This window comes from Mesorhizobium sp. WSM4308, from assembly GCF_002294905.1.
In the GTDB taxonomy this organism is placed as follows: Bacteria; Pseudomonadota; Alphaproteobacteria; order Rhizobiales; family Rhizobiaceae; genus Mesorhizobium.
Genome location: NZ_NSFW01000011.1, coordinates 76,677 through 92,757 on the forward strand (window position 1 = coordinate 76,677; position 16,081 = coordinate 92,757).

A 16,081-nucleotide genomic window follows, 5' to 3' on the forward strand; every position below is an offset into this window, starting at 1 on the left:
CGGAACCACCATGTATCAGGCCATCGTCTTCCTTCCCCTGCTCGGCTTCCTGATCGTCGGCCTGTTCGGCACGGCGCTCGGCGCCAAGGCGTCCGAATACATCACCTCAGGCTTCCTGGTGATCGCCGCGATACTGTCGTGGGTCGCCTTCTTCACCGTCGGCTTCGGCCACGGCGAGGTGTTCACCGTGCCGGTGCTGCGCTGGATCCAGTCGGGCGGGCTCGAAGCGTCCTGGGCGCTGCGCATCGACACGCTGACGGTGGTGATGCTGGTGGTGGTCAACACCGTGTCGGCGCTGGTCCATATCTATTCGATCGGCTACATGCACCACGATCCGAACCGGCCGCGCTTCTTCGCCTATCTGTCGCTCTTCACTTTCGCCATGCTGATGCTTGTGACCGCCGACAACCTCGTGCAGATGTTCTTCGGCTGGGAAGGCGTCGGTCTCGCCTCGTACCTGCTGATCGGCTTCTGGTACAAGAAGCCGTCGGCCAATGCTGCGGCTATCAAGGCCTTCGTCGTGAACCGCGTCGGCGATTTCGGCTTCGCGCTCGGCATTTTCGGCGTGTTCGTGCTGTTCGGCTCGGTCAATCTCGGCACCATCTTCGCCAATGCGGCGACGTTCGTTCCGGCCGAAGGCGCGCCGCAAGGTGCTGCCGTGCTGACCTTCCTCGGCCATGCGCTGGACAAGCAGGCGGCCATGACCGTCGTCTGCCTGCTGCTGTTCATGGGCGCCATGGGCAAGTCGGCGCAGGTGCCGCTGCACACCTGGCTGCCGGACGCCATGGAAGGCCCGACGCCGGTCTCAGCGCTCATCCATGCCGCCACCATGGTGACGGCGGGCGTGTTCATGCTGGCGCGGCTGTCGCCGCTGTTCGAACTGTCGCATTCGGCGCTGACCGTGGTGACCTTCATCGGCGCCTTCACCGCCTTCTTCGCGGCCACCGTCGGCCTCGTCCAGAACGACATCAAGCGCGTCATCGCCTATTCGACCTGCTCGCAGCTCGGCTACATGTTCGTGGCGCTCGGCGTCGGCGCCTATGGCGCGGCGATCTTCCATCTGTTCACGCATGCCTTCTTCAAGGCGCTGCTGTTCCTCGGCTCGGGCTCGGTCATCCATGCCGTCTCCGACGAGCAGGACATGCGCAAGATGGGCGGCCTCAGAAAGCTGATCCCGAGCACCTACTGGATGATGGTGATCGGCACGCTGGCGCTGACCGGCGTTGGCATTCCCGTGACTGTCATCGGCACCGCAGGCTTCTTCTCCAAGGACGCCATCATCGAAAGCGCCTTTGCCAGCCACAATTCGGTTGCCGGCCTCGCCTTCGTGCTGCTGGTCATCGCCGCCTGCTTCACCTCCTTCTACTCCTGGCGGCTGATCTTCATGACCTTCCACGGCAAGCCGCGGGCGAGCCATGAGGTGATGCACCATGTGCATGAATCGCCGCCAGTGATGCTGGTGCCGCTGTTCGTGCTGGCCGCCGGAGCGCTGTTCGCCGGCATCATCTTCCACAATTCCTTCATCGGCGAAGGCTATGCCGAGTTCTGGAAGGCGTCGCTGTTCACGCTGCCGGACAATCACATCCTGCACGAAATCCACGAACTGCCGCTGTGGGTCGAACTGTCGCCATTCGTCGCGATGCTGATCGGCTTCGCGGTGGCCTGGAAGTTCTACATCCGCTCACCGGAATTGCCCCCGAGCGTCGCCGCGAACCATCGCTTGCTCTACGCTTTCCTGCTCAACAAGTGGTATTTCGACGAGCTCTACGACTTCCTGTTCGTGCGGCCCGCCAAGCGTCTCGGCCATTTCCTGTGGAAGATCGGTGACGGCACCGTCATCGACGGTCTCGGGCCGGATGGCATTTCGGCGCGCGTCGTCGATGTCACAAACCGCGTCGTCAAGCTGCAGACCGGCTACCTCTACCATTATGCCTTCGCCATGCTGATCGGCGTTGCCGCACTCGTCACCTGGATGATGCTCTGATGACCGCCTGGCCAATCCTCTCGCTGGTCACCTTCCTGCCGCTGGTTGGTGCGCTGCTGATCCTGTTCATCAGGGATGACAGCGAAAACGCGCGCCGCAACATCCGCGCCATCGCGCTGCTGACGACGACGTTCACCTTCATCGTCTCGCTGTTCATCTGGACCGGCTTCGACAATTCGCAGGCCGGCTTCCAGTTCGTCGAAAAATTCGCCTGGCTCGACTCCGGCATTTCCTACCATATGGGCGTCGACGGCATTTCCATGCTGTTCGTCATCCTGACGACGTTCCTGATGCCGCTCTGCATCCTGGCGTCGTGGGAAGCGATCGACAAGCGCGTCAAGGCCTACATGATCGCCTTCCTGCTGCTCGAGACGCTGATGATCGGCGTGTTCTGCGCGCTGGATATCGTGCTGTTCTACGTCTTCTTCGAAGCCGGCCTGATCCCGATGTTCATCATCATCGGCGTGTGGGGCGGCAAGCGGCGCGTGTATGCCTCGTTCAAGTTTTTCCTCTATACGCTCGCCGGTTCGGTGCTGATGCTGCTCGCCATCATGGCGATGTTCTTCCAGTCCGGCACGACCGACATACCGACGCTTCTGACGCACAGCTTCCCGGCCAACATGCAGACCTGGCTGTGGCTCGCCTTCTTCGCCTCCTTCGCGGTGAAGATGCCGATGTGGCCGGTGCACACCTGGCTGCCCGACGCGCACGTCGAGGCGCCGACGGCGGGTTCGGTGATCCTGGCCGCAATCCTGCTCAAGATGGGCGGATACGGCTTCCTTCGCTTCTCGCTGCCGATGTTCCCGCTGGCGTCGGAGATGTTCGCGCCGCTGGTCTTCACGCTGTCGGTCGTCGCCATCATCTACACCTCGCTGGTGGCGCTGATGCAGGAGGACATGAAGAAGCTGATCGCCTATTCCTCGGTCGCCCATATGGGCTTCGTCACCATGGGCATCTTCGCCATGAACCAGGAAGGTGTGCAGGGCGCGATCTTCCAGATGCTCAGCCACGGCCTCGTCTCGGGCGCGCTGTTCCTGTGCGTCGGCGTCATCTACGACCGCATGCACACGCGTGAGATCGCTGCCTATGGCGGCCTGGTCAACAACATGCCGAAATATGCCACCGTGTTCATGGTCTTCACCATGGCCAATGTCGGCCTGCCCGGCACCAGTGGCTTCGTCGGCGAGTTCCTGACCATGCTCGGCGTCTTCCGGGTCAACACCTGGGTGGCGTTCTTCGCCGCCACCGGCGTCATCCTGTCGGCCGCCTACGCGCTCTGGCTCTACCGCAGGGTGATCTTCGGCGCGCTGACCAAGGACAGCCTGAAAGGGCTGCTCGACCTGTCGCTGCGCGAAAAGGTGATCATCTACCCGCTGGTCGCGCTGGTCATCTTCTTCGGCGTTTATCCCGCTCCCGTCTTCGACGCGACGGCCCAGTCGGTCAAATCGCTCGTCACCAATGTCACCGCATCCATCGGCGCCGCGCAGACCGCGGCGGCGAACTGACCCAGGGGTTTTGCGAACCATGACGCCGGACCTTCTCTCTAGCCTGTCGCTCTCGACGCCCGAGCTGATCCTTGCCTTCGGCGCGCTCGCGCTGCTGATGGTCGGAGCCTATTCGCGCGCCAACACCGCCAATACCGTGACCGGGCTTGCCGTCGCGGTGCTGGTGATCGCCGGCGTCTGGCTGATCCTCTCCACGGGGCAGGGCAGCGCCTATGGCAACGCCTTCATCCAGGATCCATTCTCCCGTTTCATGAAGGTGCTGGCGCTGGTCGGCTCGGCTGTGACGCTCGTCATGTCGATGCGCTTTGCCAAGGCGGAGCGTTTCGACAAGTTCGAATATCCGGTGCTCATCCTGCTGTGTACGCTCGGCATGATGCTGATGATTTCGGCCAACGGCATGATCGGGCTCTATCTCGGCCTCGAACTGCAGTCGTTGGCGATCTACGTGCTGGCGGCGATCAACCGCGACAATCTGCGTTCGACCGAGGCGGGGCTGAAATACTTCGTCCTCGGCGCGCTGTCGTCGGGCATGCTGCTCTACGGCATCAGCCTGGTCTACGGCTACACCGGCAACACCGGCTTCCAGGAAATTGCCTCGGCGCTCGGCAGCGGCGGGCGGCAGCTCGGCCTTGTTTTCGGCCTGGTCTTCGTGCTGGCCGGCCTCGCCTTCAAGATCTCGGCGGTGCCGTTCCATATGTGGACGCCCGACGTCTATGAAGGCGCACCGACGCCGGTGACGGCCTTCCTGGCGGCGGCTCCCAAGATGGCGGCGATGGCATTGATCGTGCGCGTCACCATGGGCGCGTTCAAGCCGATCGCCGCCGACTGGCAGCAGATCATCGTCTTCATCTCGATCGCCTCGATGGCGCTCGGCGCCTTTGCCGCCATCGGCCAGACCAACATCAAGCGCCTGATGGCCTATTCCTCGATCGGCCATATGGGCTACGCGCTGGTCGGCCTTGCCGCCAACAGCCAGGCCGGCGTGCGCGGTGTCGCCATTTATATGCTGATCTATCTGGTGATGACGCTCGGCACCTTCGCCTTCATCCTCGCCATGCGGCGCAAGGAGGGCAATGTCGAGCAGATCAGCGACCTGGCCGGGCTCTCCTCGACCAACCCGATCATGGCGACCATCCTCACCATCCTGATGTTCTCGCTGGCCGGCATTCCGCCGCTCGCCGGCTTCTGGGGGAAGTGGTACGTCTTCCTCGCCGCCATCAACGCCAACCTCTACGCGCTGGCGATCATCGGCGTGCTGGCGTCGGTGGTGGGCGCCTATTACTATCTGCGCATCATCAAGATCATGTGGTTCGACGAACCGGTCGGCGGCTTCGTGCCGATGGCCAGCGAATTGCGTGTCGTGCTCGGCGTCTGCGGCGCCTTCGTGCTGTTCTATGTGCTGATCGGCGGACCGATCGGCACCTATGCCGAAGCCGCCGCCAAGACATTTTTCTGACGGGATGGCATTTCGGCTGGCCCCAACCTCGGCGTCGGAAGGGTTCCGGCTCGAGGCCCATGACAGCGTCGGCTCCACCAACACGGTGGCGCTGGATCACGCCCGGGCCGGTGACCCGGGCAGGCTGTGGGTCGTTTCCAAGAAGCAGGAAAGCGGGCGTGGCCGGCGCGGCCGCGCCTGGGTGTCGCCCGATGGCAACCTGGCGGCGACCTTGCTCGTCATCACCGGTGGTGAACTACGCCTTGCCGCGACTCTGGGTTTCGTCGCCGGCCTGTCGCTTGCTGACGCACTGGATGCCGTGGTCCCGAAGGGCCGCATTGCCGTGGGACTCGATGGCGCGGGCCAGGGCCAAAACCGTTTCGAGTTGAAATGGCCGAACGATGTGCTTGCTTCGGGCGCGAAGCTTGCCGGCATCCTGCTGGAGTCGGCTATACTGGAGGGCGGCCGCTTCGCGGTGGCGGTCGGCATCGGCGTCAATGTCGTGGCGCACCCCGCGGATTTGCCTTATCCCGCGACATCGCTGCAAGCTCTGGGCGCGACATGCGATGCCGAAACGCTGTTCCTGGCGCTATCCGATGCCTGGAGCGAGAATGCCCGGCTGTGGGATGAAGGCCGCGGCCTCGCCACTGTCAGGCGGCGCTGGCTGGCGCGCGCGGCGGGGCTTGGCGGCGAGGTAGCCGTCAGAATTGACGGTAATGTGGTGCGTGGGGTGTTCGAGACCATTGACGAGGACTGCCGTTTCGTGATCCGCGACGATGAGGGGTCGGTGCTGACAATCGCGGCTGGCGACGTGCATTTCGGCGCGGTCGCGTCCGCTCAAGTATAGTTTATTTCTGCGCAATTCCGGACGGAAAACCGTTAGACACGTTTCCTGGAATTGCTTTAACGGCTTGGCCTGAGGGCCAGGAAGGGAAAAATCATGGCGAAAGCGGAAAACGCCGAACTCGTCTTCGTGCCGCTCGGCGGCGTCGGCGAGATCGGCATGAACTTCGCCCTCTACGGCTACGGCCCGCCGAGCGCGCGCGAATGGATCGTCATCGATGTCGGCGTCACCTTTCCCGACGCGGCGCATCCGGGCGTCGACCTGATCCTGCCCGACACGCGCTTCATCGAGGAAAACCTCGCCAATCTGCGCGGCATCGTCATCACTCACGCGCATGAGGACCATTATGGCGCGCTGCTCGATATCTGGCCGAGGCTGAAAGCGCCAGTGTGGATGACGCCGTTCAGTGCCGGGCTGCTGGAAGCCAAGCGGCAGGGCGAGCAGGGGGCGCCGAAGATTCCCCTGACGATCTACCGGGCCGGGGAGAAATTCACCGTCGGCCCCTTCGAGATAGAAGCCATTCCGGTGGCGCACTCGATCCCGGAGCCGATGTCGCTTGCCATCACCACGCCGGCCGGCACCGTCATCCACACCGGCGACTGGAAGATCGATCCGGAACCGACGATCGGGCCGAAGACCGACGAGGCACGTTTCCGTGCCTATGGCGACAAGGGCGTGCTGGCGCTGATCTGCGATTCGACCAATGCGCTGCGGGAAGGGGAATCGCCGTCGGAAGTGGCGGTTGGCGAGGGGCTCAAGGGCGTCATCCAGAGTGCCGTCGGTCGGGTCGCCGTGACGACCTTCTCCTCCAATGTCGGGCGTATCGTCTCCATCGCCAAGGCGGCGCGCGATGCCGGCCGCCAGTGCCTGGTGCTCGGCCGCTCGCTGAAGCGCGTCATCGACGTGGCGGACGAGCTTGGCTATATGGACGGCCTGCCGGAATTCATTGCCGAGGAGGATTTCGGCTTCATCCCGCGCGAAAACCTGGTCATCATCTGCACCGGCAGCCAGGGCGAGCCGCTGGCGGCGCTGGCGAAACTGTCGCGCGACGAGATGAAATCGGTTTCGCTGACGGCGGGCGATACGGTGGTGTTTTCCTCGCGCACCATCCCCGGCAATGAGAAGGCGATCCTCGAGATCAAGAACCGCCTGATCGATCTCGGCATCAAGATCATCGAGGACGGCGACGCGCTGGTGCATGTCTCCGGCCATCCCCGGCGCAGCGAATTGCGCAAGATGTATGAATGGGTGCGCCCGCGGATCGGCGTTCCCGTGCATGGCGAGGCGGCGCATCTGGTGGCGCAGGGCTCGCTGATGTCGACCTCCGGCATCGGCCAGGTGGCGCAGGTGCGCGACGGCGACATGCTGCGGCTCGCTCCCGGCCCCGCCACCATTATCGACCAGGTGCCGTTCGGCCGCATCTACAAGGACGGCAATCTGATCGGCACCGACCAGGCGATGGGCATTCGCGACCGGCGCAAACTGTCCTTTGCCGGCCATGTCGCGGTCAATGTGGTGCTCGACGACAAATATGAACTGGCCGGTGATCCCGATCTGGTCGCCATCGGCGTCGCCGAGGCCGACGCCAGCGGCGAGCCGCTGGAGGATTTGATGATCGATGCGGCTGTCGGCGCGGTGGACTCGATTCCCCGCCAGCGGCGAAAGGACCTCGACCTGGTTCAGGAAGCGGTGCGGCGCGCGGTGCGTGGCGCCGCCAACGAAGCCTGGGGCAAGAAACCGCTGGTAACGGTGTTTGTCACCAGATGACGGTAGCGTCGGTTCGCTGGTCTAGACGTTCAGTTGGTAGCTGACCGGAAGCCAGCGACAAGAGCCGTTCACCGATTCGATGTAGCCCAAGCCAGGAAACGGCATGTGATGGCCGGCGACCAGCAGGCGCTGTTCCGCCGCCATCTTCAGCAAACGTTTGCGGGTGTCGATCGCCCGTTCCTTGTCATCATCGAAATCCGCATGCCACTCCGGATGCTGGATGGACACGACATAGTGCAGGAACGCATCCGACCAGATCAGCAATCGCTGGCCGCCGCTTTCGACGAGAAATGCCAGCAGGCCGGGGGAATGGCCTGACGCGTCGACGGCGGTAATGCCCGGCAGCACCTCATCTCCAGGCGCTATGAACGTTGCCCGGTCGGCCAGTCCGGTGCAAATCCGCCGGAACAGATCACGGTTGGCCAACCTGGCCGGGCGCACCGCTCTTGCCTCGGTCCAGAAAGCGAATTCAGCTTTGCCGAACACATAGCGTGCCCGGCCGAAAACGGGTTTGCCGTTGCTGACAAGCCCACCGATGTGGTCCGGATGCCCGTGGGTGATGACCACCACGTCGATATCATCAGGCCCGAGTCCAAGGTCCTTCAAGCAGTCCAGGAGTGAACTGCCCTCATCGCCGCATCCGGTGTCGAACAGGATCCTTTCGGATCCGGTGTCGATCAGCGTCGGGATGAAACAATGTTCGAATCGATCCCGGTCGATGAAGTTCGAGACCGCGAGTTGATGCACCGCGGTTGGCGGCTGTCTGGCCGCGAACGCTGCCGCGAGGTTGTCGCGAACATCGACAGCGTCGAGCAAGGCGGCAATCTTGAATGAGCCGAGATCGAAGGTGAAAACGCGGGCGCGGGCAGGGCGGATGTAAGACATTGCCGTTTGTACTTTGCGGTTGCGGGCCGGAATAGCCTCGATCGTGATTCGTCAGAATGTTCACCAACGTGCGACAGTGCGCGCCTCGTGAATGGCTGTTGATCTCAGCTGATTTGACGTATGACGCCAGCCAGTGACAGAAGAGAGATAGCTCGCTCATGCTCGGACGGCTGAACCATGTCGCGCTTGCGGTGCCGGATCTGACTACTGCCGTTGCCGCCTACCGCAACACGCTTGGCGCCGAAGTGACGGAGCCGCAGGCTTTGCCGGAGCATGGCGTCACGGTGGTGTTCGTCAATGTCGGCAACACCAAGATCGAATTGCTGGAACCGTTGGGCGAGGGCTCGCCGATCGCCGCGTTCCTGGCGAAGAACCCGTCAGGCGGCATGCATCATCTCTGCTACGAGGTCGACGACATCCTGGCCGCGCGCGACCAGCTCAAGGCCGCCGGCGCGCGCGTGCTGGGCGACGGAAATCCGAAAACCGGCGCGCATGGCAAGCCGGTGCTGTTCCTGCATCCGAAGGATTTCTTCGGCACGCTGATCGAACTGGAGCAATCATGAGCTGGGTTTCGTTCACCGCCCTGTTTTTCGCGACTTGGTGGGTGGTGCTGTTCGCCGTACTGCCGTTCAGCGTCAGGACGCAGGACGACGATCATGACGTGACACTGGGCACGGTTCCAAGCGCGCCGCGCGGGCCGCACATGCTGCGCGCGGTGATCCGCACCACCATCGCCACGGCGATCCTCATGGGCATTTTCTATGGGCTGACGCACGGGCTCGGCTACAGCCTCAACGACATCCCGCATATCGTGCCGGATTTCGGCCAGACCCCGGCGAAATAGATCGCCCGGCAAGAGTGCCGCGACGACGTCGATGCGCCACTGACGCGGATCGAGATGCCGCCATATTTCACGACTGACCGCTTGCTGACGCTGGGTCATGTGACCTTGCAGCACGCCGCGCTAACCAGATGATTGCACAAAAAAAATGCAAGGCACGAGGCCTTGCAATTAAACGCGTCCGATCTGTTTCCGGTTTCCGGCGGCAGCGAGTAACCGCGCCTAGATCGCATCCTCCCAAGACTTTGACCGCGTAGGAGAGCAGATTTTTCTCCGCCCTCTCGGTTATCGCGGCACACTAGCCCAAGCCGAATGAAAATGTCACGAAGAATTTTGCCTCGAAACAGGCATTCTCGTGCTGCACTGCACAATAGTATGGCATGCATTGCTTGGGAAACGACCAGCAAGGCTCGACGGAGCCTTTGCGGCATGTTCCGGATTGACGCGCGCAAAGAATTGACGGCCAAAACCGAAGAGGTTCGGCACGCCGAATGCCGGCACGGCCTGGTCCGGAAACCGGAGGATTCCGGGCCGTGGCGCGCTGATGTGCCGCCATGCCCGGGTTTCCATTCCGTCATGAAATGGCTATGAAGCCGGGGCAAGCAAGCCTGCGTCGCGCCGATTCTGGCGTGGCCGTTCTCATTCACGGACCAGTCCATGCGTTTGTCGCGCTATTTCCTGCCTATCCTCAAAGAAAATCCGCGCGAAGCCGAGATCGTCTCGCACCGGCTGATGCTGCGTGCCGGCATGATCCGCCAGCAGGGGCAGGGCAGTTTTTCCTGGCTGCCGCTCGGCAAGCGGGTGTTGGACAAGGTCTGCCAGATCATCCGCGAGGAGCAGAACCGCGCCGGCGCGCTGGAGATCCTGATGCCGACCATCCAGTCGGCCGATCTGTGGCGCGAAAGCGGCCGCTACAATGACTATGGCAAGGAGATGCTGCGCATCAAGGACCGCCAGGACCGCGACATGCTCTACGGTCCGACCAACGAGGAAATGGTCACCGAGATCTTCCGCGCCTATGTGAAGTCCTACAAGGATCTGCCGCTCAACCTCTACCACATCCAGTGGAAATTCCGCGACGAGGTGCGGCCGCGCTTCGGCGTCATGCGTTCGCGCGAGTTCCTGATGAAGGACGCCTATTCCTTCGACCTCGACTTCGAGGGCGCGAGGGCTGCCTACAACAGGATGTTCGTCTCCTACCTCAGGACGTTTACGCGCATGGGCCTGCAGGCGATTCCGATGCGCGCCGACACCGGGCCGATCGGCGGCGACCTCAGCCATGAATTCATCATCCTGGCGGATACCGGCGAAAGCCAGGTTTTCTGCCATCGCGACTATCTTTCGCTTGCCGTGCCGGGCGCCGACACCGACTTCGCCAATGACGGCGAGATATCAGACATCGTCAAGACGTGGACGACGCCCTACGCCGCCACCGACGAGATGCATGACGAGGCCGCCTGGGAAAAGGTCCCCGAGGGCGACAAGGTTTCGGCACGCGGCATCGAGGTCGGCCACATCTTCCATTTCGGTGAAAAGTATTCCAAGCCGATGGGCGCCAAGGTGACCGGCCCGGACGGCAAGGACCATTTCGCTTCCGGCGGCTCCTACGGCATCGGCCCGTCGCGCCTGGTCGCGGCGATCATCGAAGCCAGCCATGACGAGAACGGCATCATCTGGCCCGACGCCGTAGCGCCGTTCGACATCGGCCTGATCAACATGAAGGTGGGCGACGCCGACTGCGACCGTGTCAGCGATGAGCTGAATGCCGCCTTCACCGCCGCCGGCAAGGATGTGCTCTACGACGACACCGACCAGCGGCCGGGCGGCAAGTTCGCCACCGCCGACCTGATCGGCCTGCCCTGGCAGGTGATCGTCGGACCGCGCGGCGTGGCCGCCGGCGAGGTCGAGATCAAGAATCGCAGGACCGGCGAGCGCGAGACGCTGCCGATCGCCGATGCGAAAAAACGCTTCGGTGTCGCCGCATGAGCGAGGCGGCGGCGGCAAGATCGGCGGGCGCTGGCCCGTTCTCCTTCTTCGAGCGCACGGTTGCCTGGCGCTATTTGCGCTCGCGGCGCAAGGAGACGGTGATCTCGGTCATCGCCTCGATCTCCTTCCTCGGCATCATGCTGGGGGTGGCGACGTTGATCGTCGTCATGGCCGTGATGAACGGGTTCCGCGCCGAACTGTTGACGCGCATCCTTGGCGTCAACGGCCATCTGATCGTGCAGCCGCTCGATTCGCCGCTTGAGGACTACGCCCAGGTCGCCGGCCGCATCAATGGCGTGCCCGGCGTCAAATACGCCATTCCCCTGATCGACGGCCAGGTGCTGGCGCAAGGCAATGTCGGCGGCGGCACCGGCGCGCTGGTGCGCGGCATACGCGGCGAAGATCTCGGCAAGATCGCCATCGTCGCCAACAACATCAAGCAGGGCTCGCTCGCCGGTTTCGATTCGGGCGAGGGCGTTGCCATCGGCAAGCGCATGGCCGAGAATCTCGGCCTGACGCTGGGCGACACCATTACGCTCATCTCGCCCGATGGCGACGTGACGCCGATCGGCACGACGCCGCGCATGAAAGGCTACAAGATCGCGGCGATCTTCGAAGTCGGCATGTCGGAATATGACACGTCCATCGTCTACATGCCGTTCTCCGAAGCGCAGCTCTATTTCAACATGGATGGCCGCGCACAGACGATCGAGATCTATGTCGACAATCCCGACAATGTCGACGCGCTGAAACCGAAGGTGGAAGAGGCGGCGCAACGGCCCATCGAGATGGTCGACTGGCGCCAGCGCAACGAGACCTTCTTTTCCGCCCTGCAGGTCGAGCGCAACGTCATGTTCATGATCCTGACGCTGATCGTGCTGGTGGCGGCGCTCAACATCATTTCGGGACTGATCATGCTGGTGAAGGACAAGGGGCACGACATCGCCATCCTGCGCACCATGGGCGCCTCGCGCGGCGCCATCCTGCGCATCTTCCTGATGACGGGGGCTGCGATCGGCGTCACCGGCACGCTTGCCGGCGTGCTGCTCGGCGTCGTCATCTGCACCAACATCGAATCGATCCGCCAGTTCTTCTCCTGGATGACAGGCAAGGTGCTGTTCAACCCGGAACTCTATTTCCTCAGCCAGCTGCCGGCGAAGATGGATCCGCGCGAGACGACCTATGTCATCATCATGGCGCTTGGCCTGTCCTTCCTGGCAACGGTGTTTCCGGCATGGCGGGCGGCTCGCCTCGATCCGGTCGAAGCCTTGAGGTACGAGTAGTGGCCGAGGTCATTATCGAGCTGAAGAGCGTCGAGCGGCACTATGTCCAGGGGCCGCGCAAGCTCACCATCCTGAACGGCGCGGATTTCTCGCTGAAGCGCGGCGAGATGGTGGCGCTGGTGGCGCCGTCCGGCACCGGCAAGTCGACGCTGCTGCACACGGCCGGCCTGCTGGAACGCCCTGACGCCGGCGATGTGATCCTGGCCGGCCGCGCCTGCGGGCGGCTCTCCGACGACGAACGCACAGCGATCCGCCGCAACGATGTCGGCTTCGTCTACCAGTTCCATCATCTGCTCCCGGAGTTTTCCGCGCTGGAAAACATCATGATGCCGCAACTGATCAAGGGTCTGCCACGCAAGGAAGCGGCCGAGCGCGCCGCGCAACTGCTCGACTATATGCAGATCGGCAAGCGCGCCACGCACCGGCCGTCCGAACTCTCGGGCGGCGAACAGCAGCGCGTAGCCATTGCCCGCGCCGTCGCCAACGCCCCGCTGGTGCTGCTGGCTGACGAGCCGACCGGCAATCTCGACCCGGTCACCGCTTCCTATGTCTTCGAGGCGCTGGGCGCGCTGGTCAAGCAATCGGGCCTCGCGGCGCTGATCGCCACCCACAATCACGAGCTGGCATCACGCATGGACCGGCGCGTCACCCTCGCCGACGGCAAGGTCGTTCCGCTTTAGGCTGTGCCGACATTCAGGCGAACGGACCGGAAGATCGACAGATCTAGCGGCGATTCAGCGAAGATAGGTTCGACGAATTTCATCAGGTTTGTCGAACCTCGCCGAGGGCCTGTCGTCACGCATTGTCGTGGCCTGTTGATAAGCGCCGCGCCGTCAACCTTTCCTTAACCTTGCCAATCCGATCGCCCGGAGATTCTGGGCGAGGCCGGATTCTGCGCGTTGACATTGAAACAAAATTAGAACAAATTGCGAACATATCAACAACAGGAGAGAGTTATGACCGATCTGGTTCAGGATGTCATCTCACTGGTTTGCATGAGCACTTTCCTCATTTCCATGGCGATCTGGATCGGCGCCATGTGATCTGGCGGCTCTCGCCGCCGTGGTTCCTGGCGGGTGAAACCCGCTTCCCCGTTAAGCCTTTCTTGCCGCCGCGGCGCTAAGGTGCGCCACTCAGGCAGGGAGCAACATTCAGGTGTCGCCCATCGTCACGGCCATTCTTGTGGCCAGCAATCTCGGGCTGATCTTTCTCTTGATGACCGTGCCGCTTGGTTTGCGCACGGTCAGGGTAAGCCGGTTGATTGCGATGGACCGCCAGCGCCTCTGGCAGGCGCTGTGGCCGCTTGGCAGCGATGCCGGCTGGTCCGGCGAGATCCTGTCGGCCGAGCCGCTGGACGGGGAGGGTGTGTCCCGCATCATGCTGTCGTGGGAAGGCCGCGACGGCGAGCCGATCGAGCGCAGGGCGCGGTTTGACGATGTCGTCGAGGGCAGCCGCTTCTCGATGCGCGTGCTCGAGGATACCGCGCTCGATGCCTCGTTCTGGAAAGACTATCGCGAAACCGCAGAGCTGGTTTCCGAAGGCAGTGGCACGCGGGTGACGCTTGGCCGGACGGATCGTTACCGCGGCGTTGCCTTTCTGGTGTTCCGCTACTTCGCCATGCGCCGCGAACTGTCCAAGTTGCAATGTTGGGCGATGACCGGGCAGTACCGCAAGGGCGGCTGGTTCGAGCATCCGCTGAGCCAGGTCGGCTTTGCCGTGCTGTCGGCACTGATCCTGTGGCCGTTCTTCGGCCTCCATCTCGGCGGGCTAGCGCTGGCCGCCATCCTGACGTCCGTCGTGGCCCTGCACGAACTCGGCCACATGGCGGCATTCCGACTGATGGGCCACCGCAAGGCGCGGATGATCTTCATCCCGTTGCTCGGCGGCATCGCCATTGGCGGCCGGCCCTACAACAGCCGTTTCGAAGTGGCCTTCGTGGCGCTGATGGGGGCGGGTTTTTCCGCCTTCCTGGTGCCGATCGTCATCGCCGCCAGCGCGCTGGCCGGCAGCGAGGGGCATAAGGGCGCTGCAGCGCTGCTGGCGGCGCTGGCAGGCTGTGCGGCCCTGTTCAACATCGCCAATCTGGTGCCGGTGTGGAAGTTCGACGGCGGCCAGGTGCTGCGCCAGATCTGCCCGGGGCCGGTCGTGCTGGCGCTGGCCTCGTTCTTCCTGCTCTCGGCGTTCCTGGCGGTGGGCTGGCAGGCCGGCTTTTCCTCCGGCTTCCTGCTGGCGACCGGAGCGGTCTTTTCAATCCTCAGCCTGCTGACGATGGGCAGCGGGGTAAAGCCGCGTTACGAGCTGAAGCCTATCAGTACCTTCGACCGCTTCGCCATCGCCGGCGCGCTGCTGGCGGTGTTCGTCATCCATGGCTGCGGCGTTCTGTGGGCGTCGGCGCAGTTGCTCTGAACTGGTTGGGCCCGAAAGCATCAACCCGTCTTGCGGGCAGCCTTGGCCGGCAAAGCCGCCACGGGACCAAAAACATCCTCGAAGGCTGATTTCAGCGCCAGGTCCAGATCGGCCATGCCGACGGGCAGGCCGAGGTCGACGAGGCTGGTGACCCCGTGGTCCTGAACCCCGCATGGCACGATGCCGCCGAAATGCTCGAGCTCCGGTTCGACATTGATGGCGATGCCGTGAAAGCTCACCCAGCGCCGCAGCCTTATGCCGATTGCCGCGATCTTGTCCTCCGCCGGCGAGCCGTCCGGCAGGGCAGGGCGATCGCGCCGCACCACCCAGACGCCAACCCGGTCCTCGCGGCGTTCGCCGCGCACGTTGAAAGCGGTGAGCGTGCCGATGATCCACTGCTCGAGCGCGGCAACGAAGGCGCGCACGTCCTCGCGCCGCCGTTTCAGGTCGAGCATGACATAGGCGACCCGCTGGCCTGGCCCATGATAGGTGTATTCGCCGCCACGCCCGGCGGCAAAGACCGGAAAGCGATCGGGCTCGATCAGGTCCTCGATGCGGGCGCTGGTGCCTGCGGTGTAGAGCGGGGGATGCTCGACCAGCCAGACCATTTCGCCGGCGGCCCCGCTGCGGATCGCCTCGGCCCGCGCTTCCATGAAGGCCAGCGCATCGGGGTAGGCGGTCAGGCCTGGCTCGATGCGCCACTCGACCGGCGCCGATCCGGGGAGAGGCAGGAACGACGTGGCGATCTGGCTGCGTTCTGTCATGGGTCTTCGTTTTTGTTCGTGCGTGCCGCGATCCCAAAACCGCCTCGCACTTTTGGGCAACATGCATCCGCCTTCCATATGGCGATATCGGGTGCAAACGTCCAGTTCCGCATGCTCATTCCGATCCTGTGGGCCGATATGCCAATCGGTTGAGATTATTGCGCATCGCGCACTTGTTTCGCCGGAGACGATTTGCTACACGCCGCGAGCCGGTCGGTTCCGGCTCCTACCACGTGCGGTCGTGGCGGAATTGGTAGACGCGCAGCGTTGAGGTCGCTGTGGGGCAACCCGTGGAAGTTCGAGTCTTCTCGACCGCACCAAATTTCCTGAAGCAAGCCTTCGGACGCCTTGAGATAACCTCCGGCAATCTGGGATCATCAG

13 protein-coding genes and 1 tRNA gene are annotated in these 16,081 nt (G+C 63.3%); 12 read left to right on the plus strand and 2 right to left on the minus strand.

Annotated features, from left to right (window positions below):
• Positions 1–10: 10 nt before the first annotated feature.
• The 5 genes from nuoL (at position 11) to CK227_RS20940 (ending at position 7,535) form a co-directional block, all read left to right on the plus strand.
• On the plus strand, positions 11–1,984 hold the full coding sequence (gene nuoL / locus CK227_RS20920; protein WP_095773019.1) for an NADH-quinone oxidoreductase subunit L: 1,974 nt from the start codon (positions 11–13) through the stop codon (positions 1,982–1,984).
• The gene (locus CK227_RS20925; RefSeq protein WP_095773018.1) at positions 1,984–3,489 is read left to right on the plus strand and encodes an NADH-quinone oxidoreductase subunit M; all 1,506 of its coding nucleotides are present in this window, start codon (positions 1,984–1,986) and stop codon (positions 3,487–3,489) included. The genes nuoL and CK227_RS20925 overlap by 1 nt, the downstream gene beginning before the upstream one ends.
• Before the next feature lie 19 nt (positions 3,490–3,508).
• Positions 3,509–4,945: an NADH-quinone oxidoreductase subunit NuoN gene (gene nuoN / locus CK227_RS20930; RefSeq protein ID WP_095773017.1), complete on the plus strand. Its 1,437-nt coding sequence runs from the start codon at positions 3,509–3,511 to the stop codon at positions 4,943–4,945.
• A 4-nt stretch (positions 4,946–4,949) separates the two neighbouring features.
• Positions 4,950–5,771 (plus strand): biotin--[acetyl-CoA-carboxylase] ligase, encoded by an 822-nt coding sequence (locus CK227_RS20935; RefSeq protein WP_095773016.1) that lies wholly within the window; start codon positions 4,950–4,952, stop codon positions 5,769–5,771.
• 93 nt (positions 5,772–5,864) lie between these two features.
• The gene (locus CK227_RS20940) at positions 5,865–7,535 is read left to right on the plus strand and encodes a ribonuclease J (protein WP_095773015.1); all 1,671 of its coding nucleotides are present in this window, start codon (positions 5,865–5,867) and stop codon (positions 7,533–7,535) included.
• 21 nt (positions 7,536–7,556) lie between these two features.
• Here the strand turns inward: CK227_RS20940 and CK227_RS20945 are convergent, their stop codons facing one another.
• Positions 7,557–8,351, minus strand: coding sequence for an MBL fold metallo-hydrolase (locus CK227_RS20945; protein ID WP_245318127.1), 795 nt, complete (start codon positions 8,349–8,351; stop codon positions 7,557–7,559).
• 227 nt (positions 8,352–8,578) lie between these two features.
• Here CK227_RS20945 and mce point away from each other — a divergent pair, with 227 nt between their 5' ends.
• The 6 genes from mce (at position 8,579) to CK227_RS20975 (ending at position 14,936) form a co-directional block, all read left to right on the plus strand.
• Complete coding sequence (gene mce, locus CK227_RS20950; protein ID WP_095773013.1) at positions 8,579–8,983, plus strand: methylmalonyl-CoA epimerase; 405 nt, start codon at positions 8,579–8,581, stop codon at positions 8,981–8,983.
• Positions 8,980–9,264 carry a DUF1467 family protein gene (locus CK227_RS20955; protein WP_010910093.1) on the plus strand — a complete coding sequence of 95 codons (285 nt, stop codon included), beginning with the start codon at positions 8,980–8,982 and terminating at the stop codon, positions 9,262–9,264. Before mce ends, CK227_RS20955 begins: the two co-directional genes overlap by 4 nt.
• Positions 9,265–9,918: 654 nt before the next feature.
• A complete protein-coding gene (gene proS, locus CK227_RS20960) occupies positions 9,919–11,247 on the plus strand; it encodes a proline--tRNA ligase (protein ID WP_095773012.1) in 1,329 nt (442 codons plus the stop codon).
• The gene (locus CK227_RS20965; RefSeq protein ID WP_095773011.1) at positions 11,244–12,530 is read left to right on the plus strand and encodes a lipoprotein-releasing ABC transporter permease subunit; all 1,287 of its coding nucleotides are present in this window, start codon (positions 11,244–11,246) and stop codon (positions 12,528–12,530) included. Before proS ends, CK227_RS20965 begins: the two co-directional genes overlap by 4 nt.
• Positions 12,482–13,210 carry an ABC transporter ATP-binding protein gene (locus CK227_RS20970; protein ID WP_179296434.1) on the plus strand — a complete coding sequence of 243 codons (729 nt, stop codon included), beginning with the start codon at positions 12,482–12,484 and terminating at the stop codon, positions 13,208–13,210. Before CK227_RS20965 ends, CK227_RS20970 begins: the two co-directional genes overlap by 49 nt.
• A gap of 475 nt (positions 13,211–13,685) precedes the next feature.
• Entirely contained in the window at positions 13,686–14,936 is a 1,251-nt protein-coding gene (locus tag CK227_RS20975) for a site-2 protease family protein (protein ID WP_095773009.1), read from the plus strand.
• Between the two features lie 20 nt (positions 14,937–14,956).
• Here the strand turns inward: CK227_RS20975 and lipB are convergent, their stop codons facing one another.
• On the minus strand, positions 14,957–15,700 hold the full coding sequence (lipB, locus tag CK227_RS20980) for a lipoyl(octanoyl) transferase LipB (RefSeq protein WP_095773008.1): 744 nt from the start codon (positions 15,698–15,700) through the stop codon (positions 14,957–14,959).
• A gap of 235 nt (positions 15,701–15,935) precedes the next feature.
• On the opposite strand from lipB, the gene CK227_RS20985 reads away from it, so the two are divergent.
• A tRNA-Leu gene (locus tag CK227_RS20985) sits at positions 15,936–16,020 on the plus strand.
• The last annotated feature ends 61 nt before the right edge of the window (positions 16,021–16,081 follow it).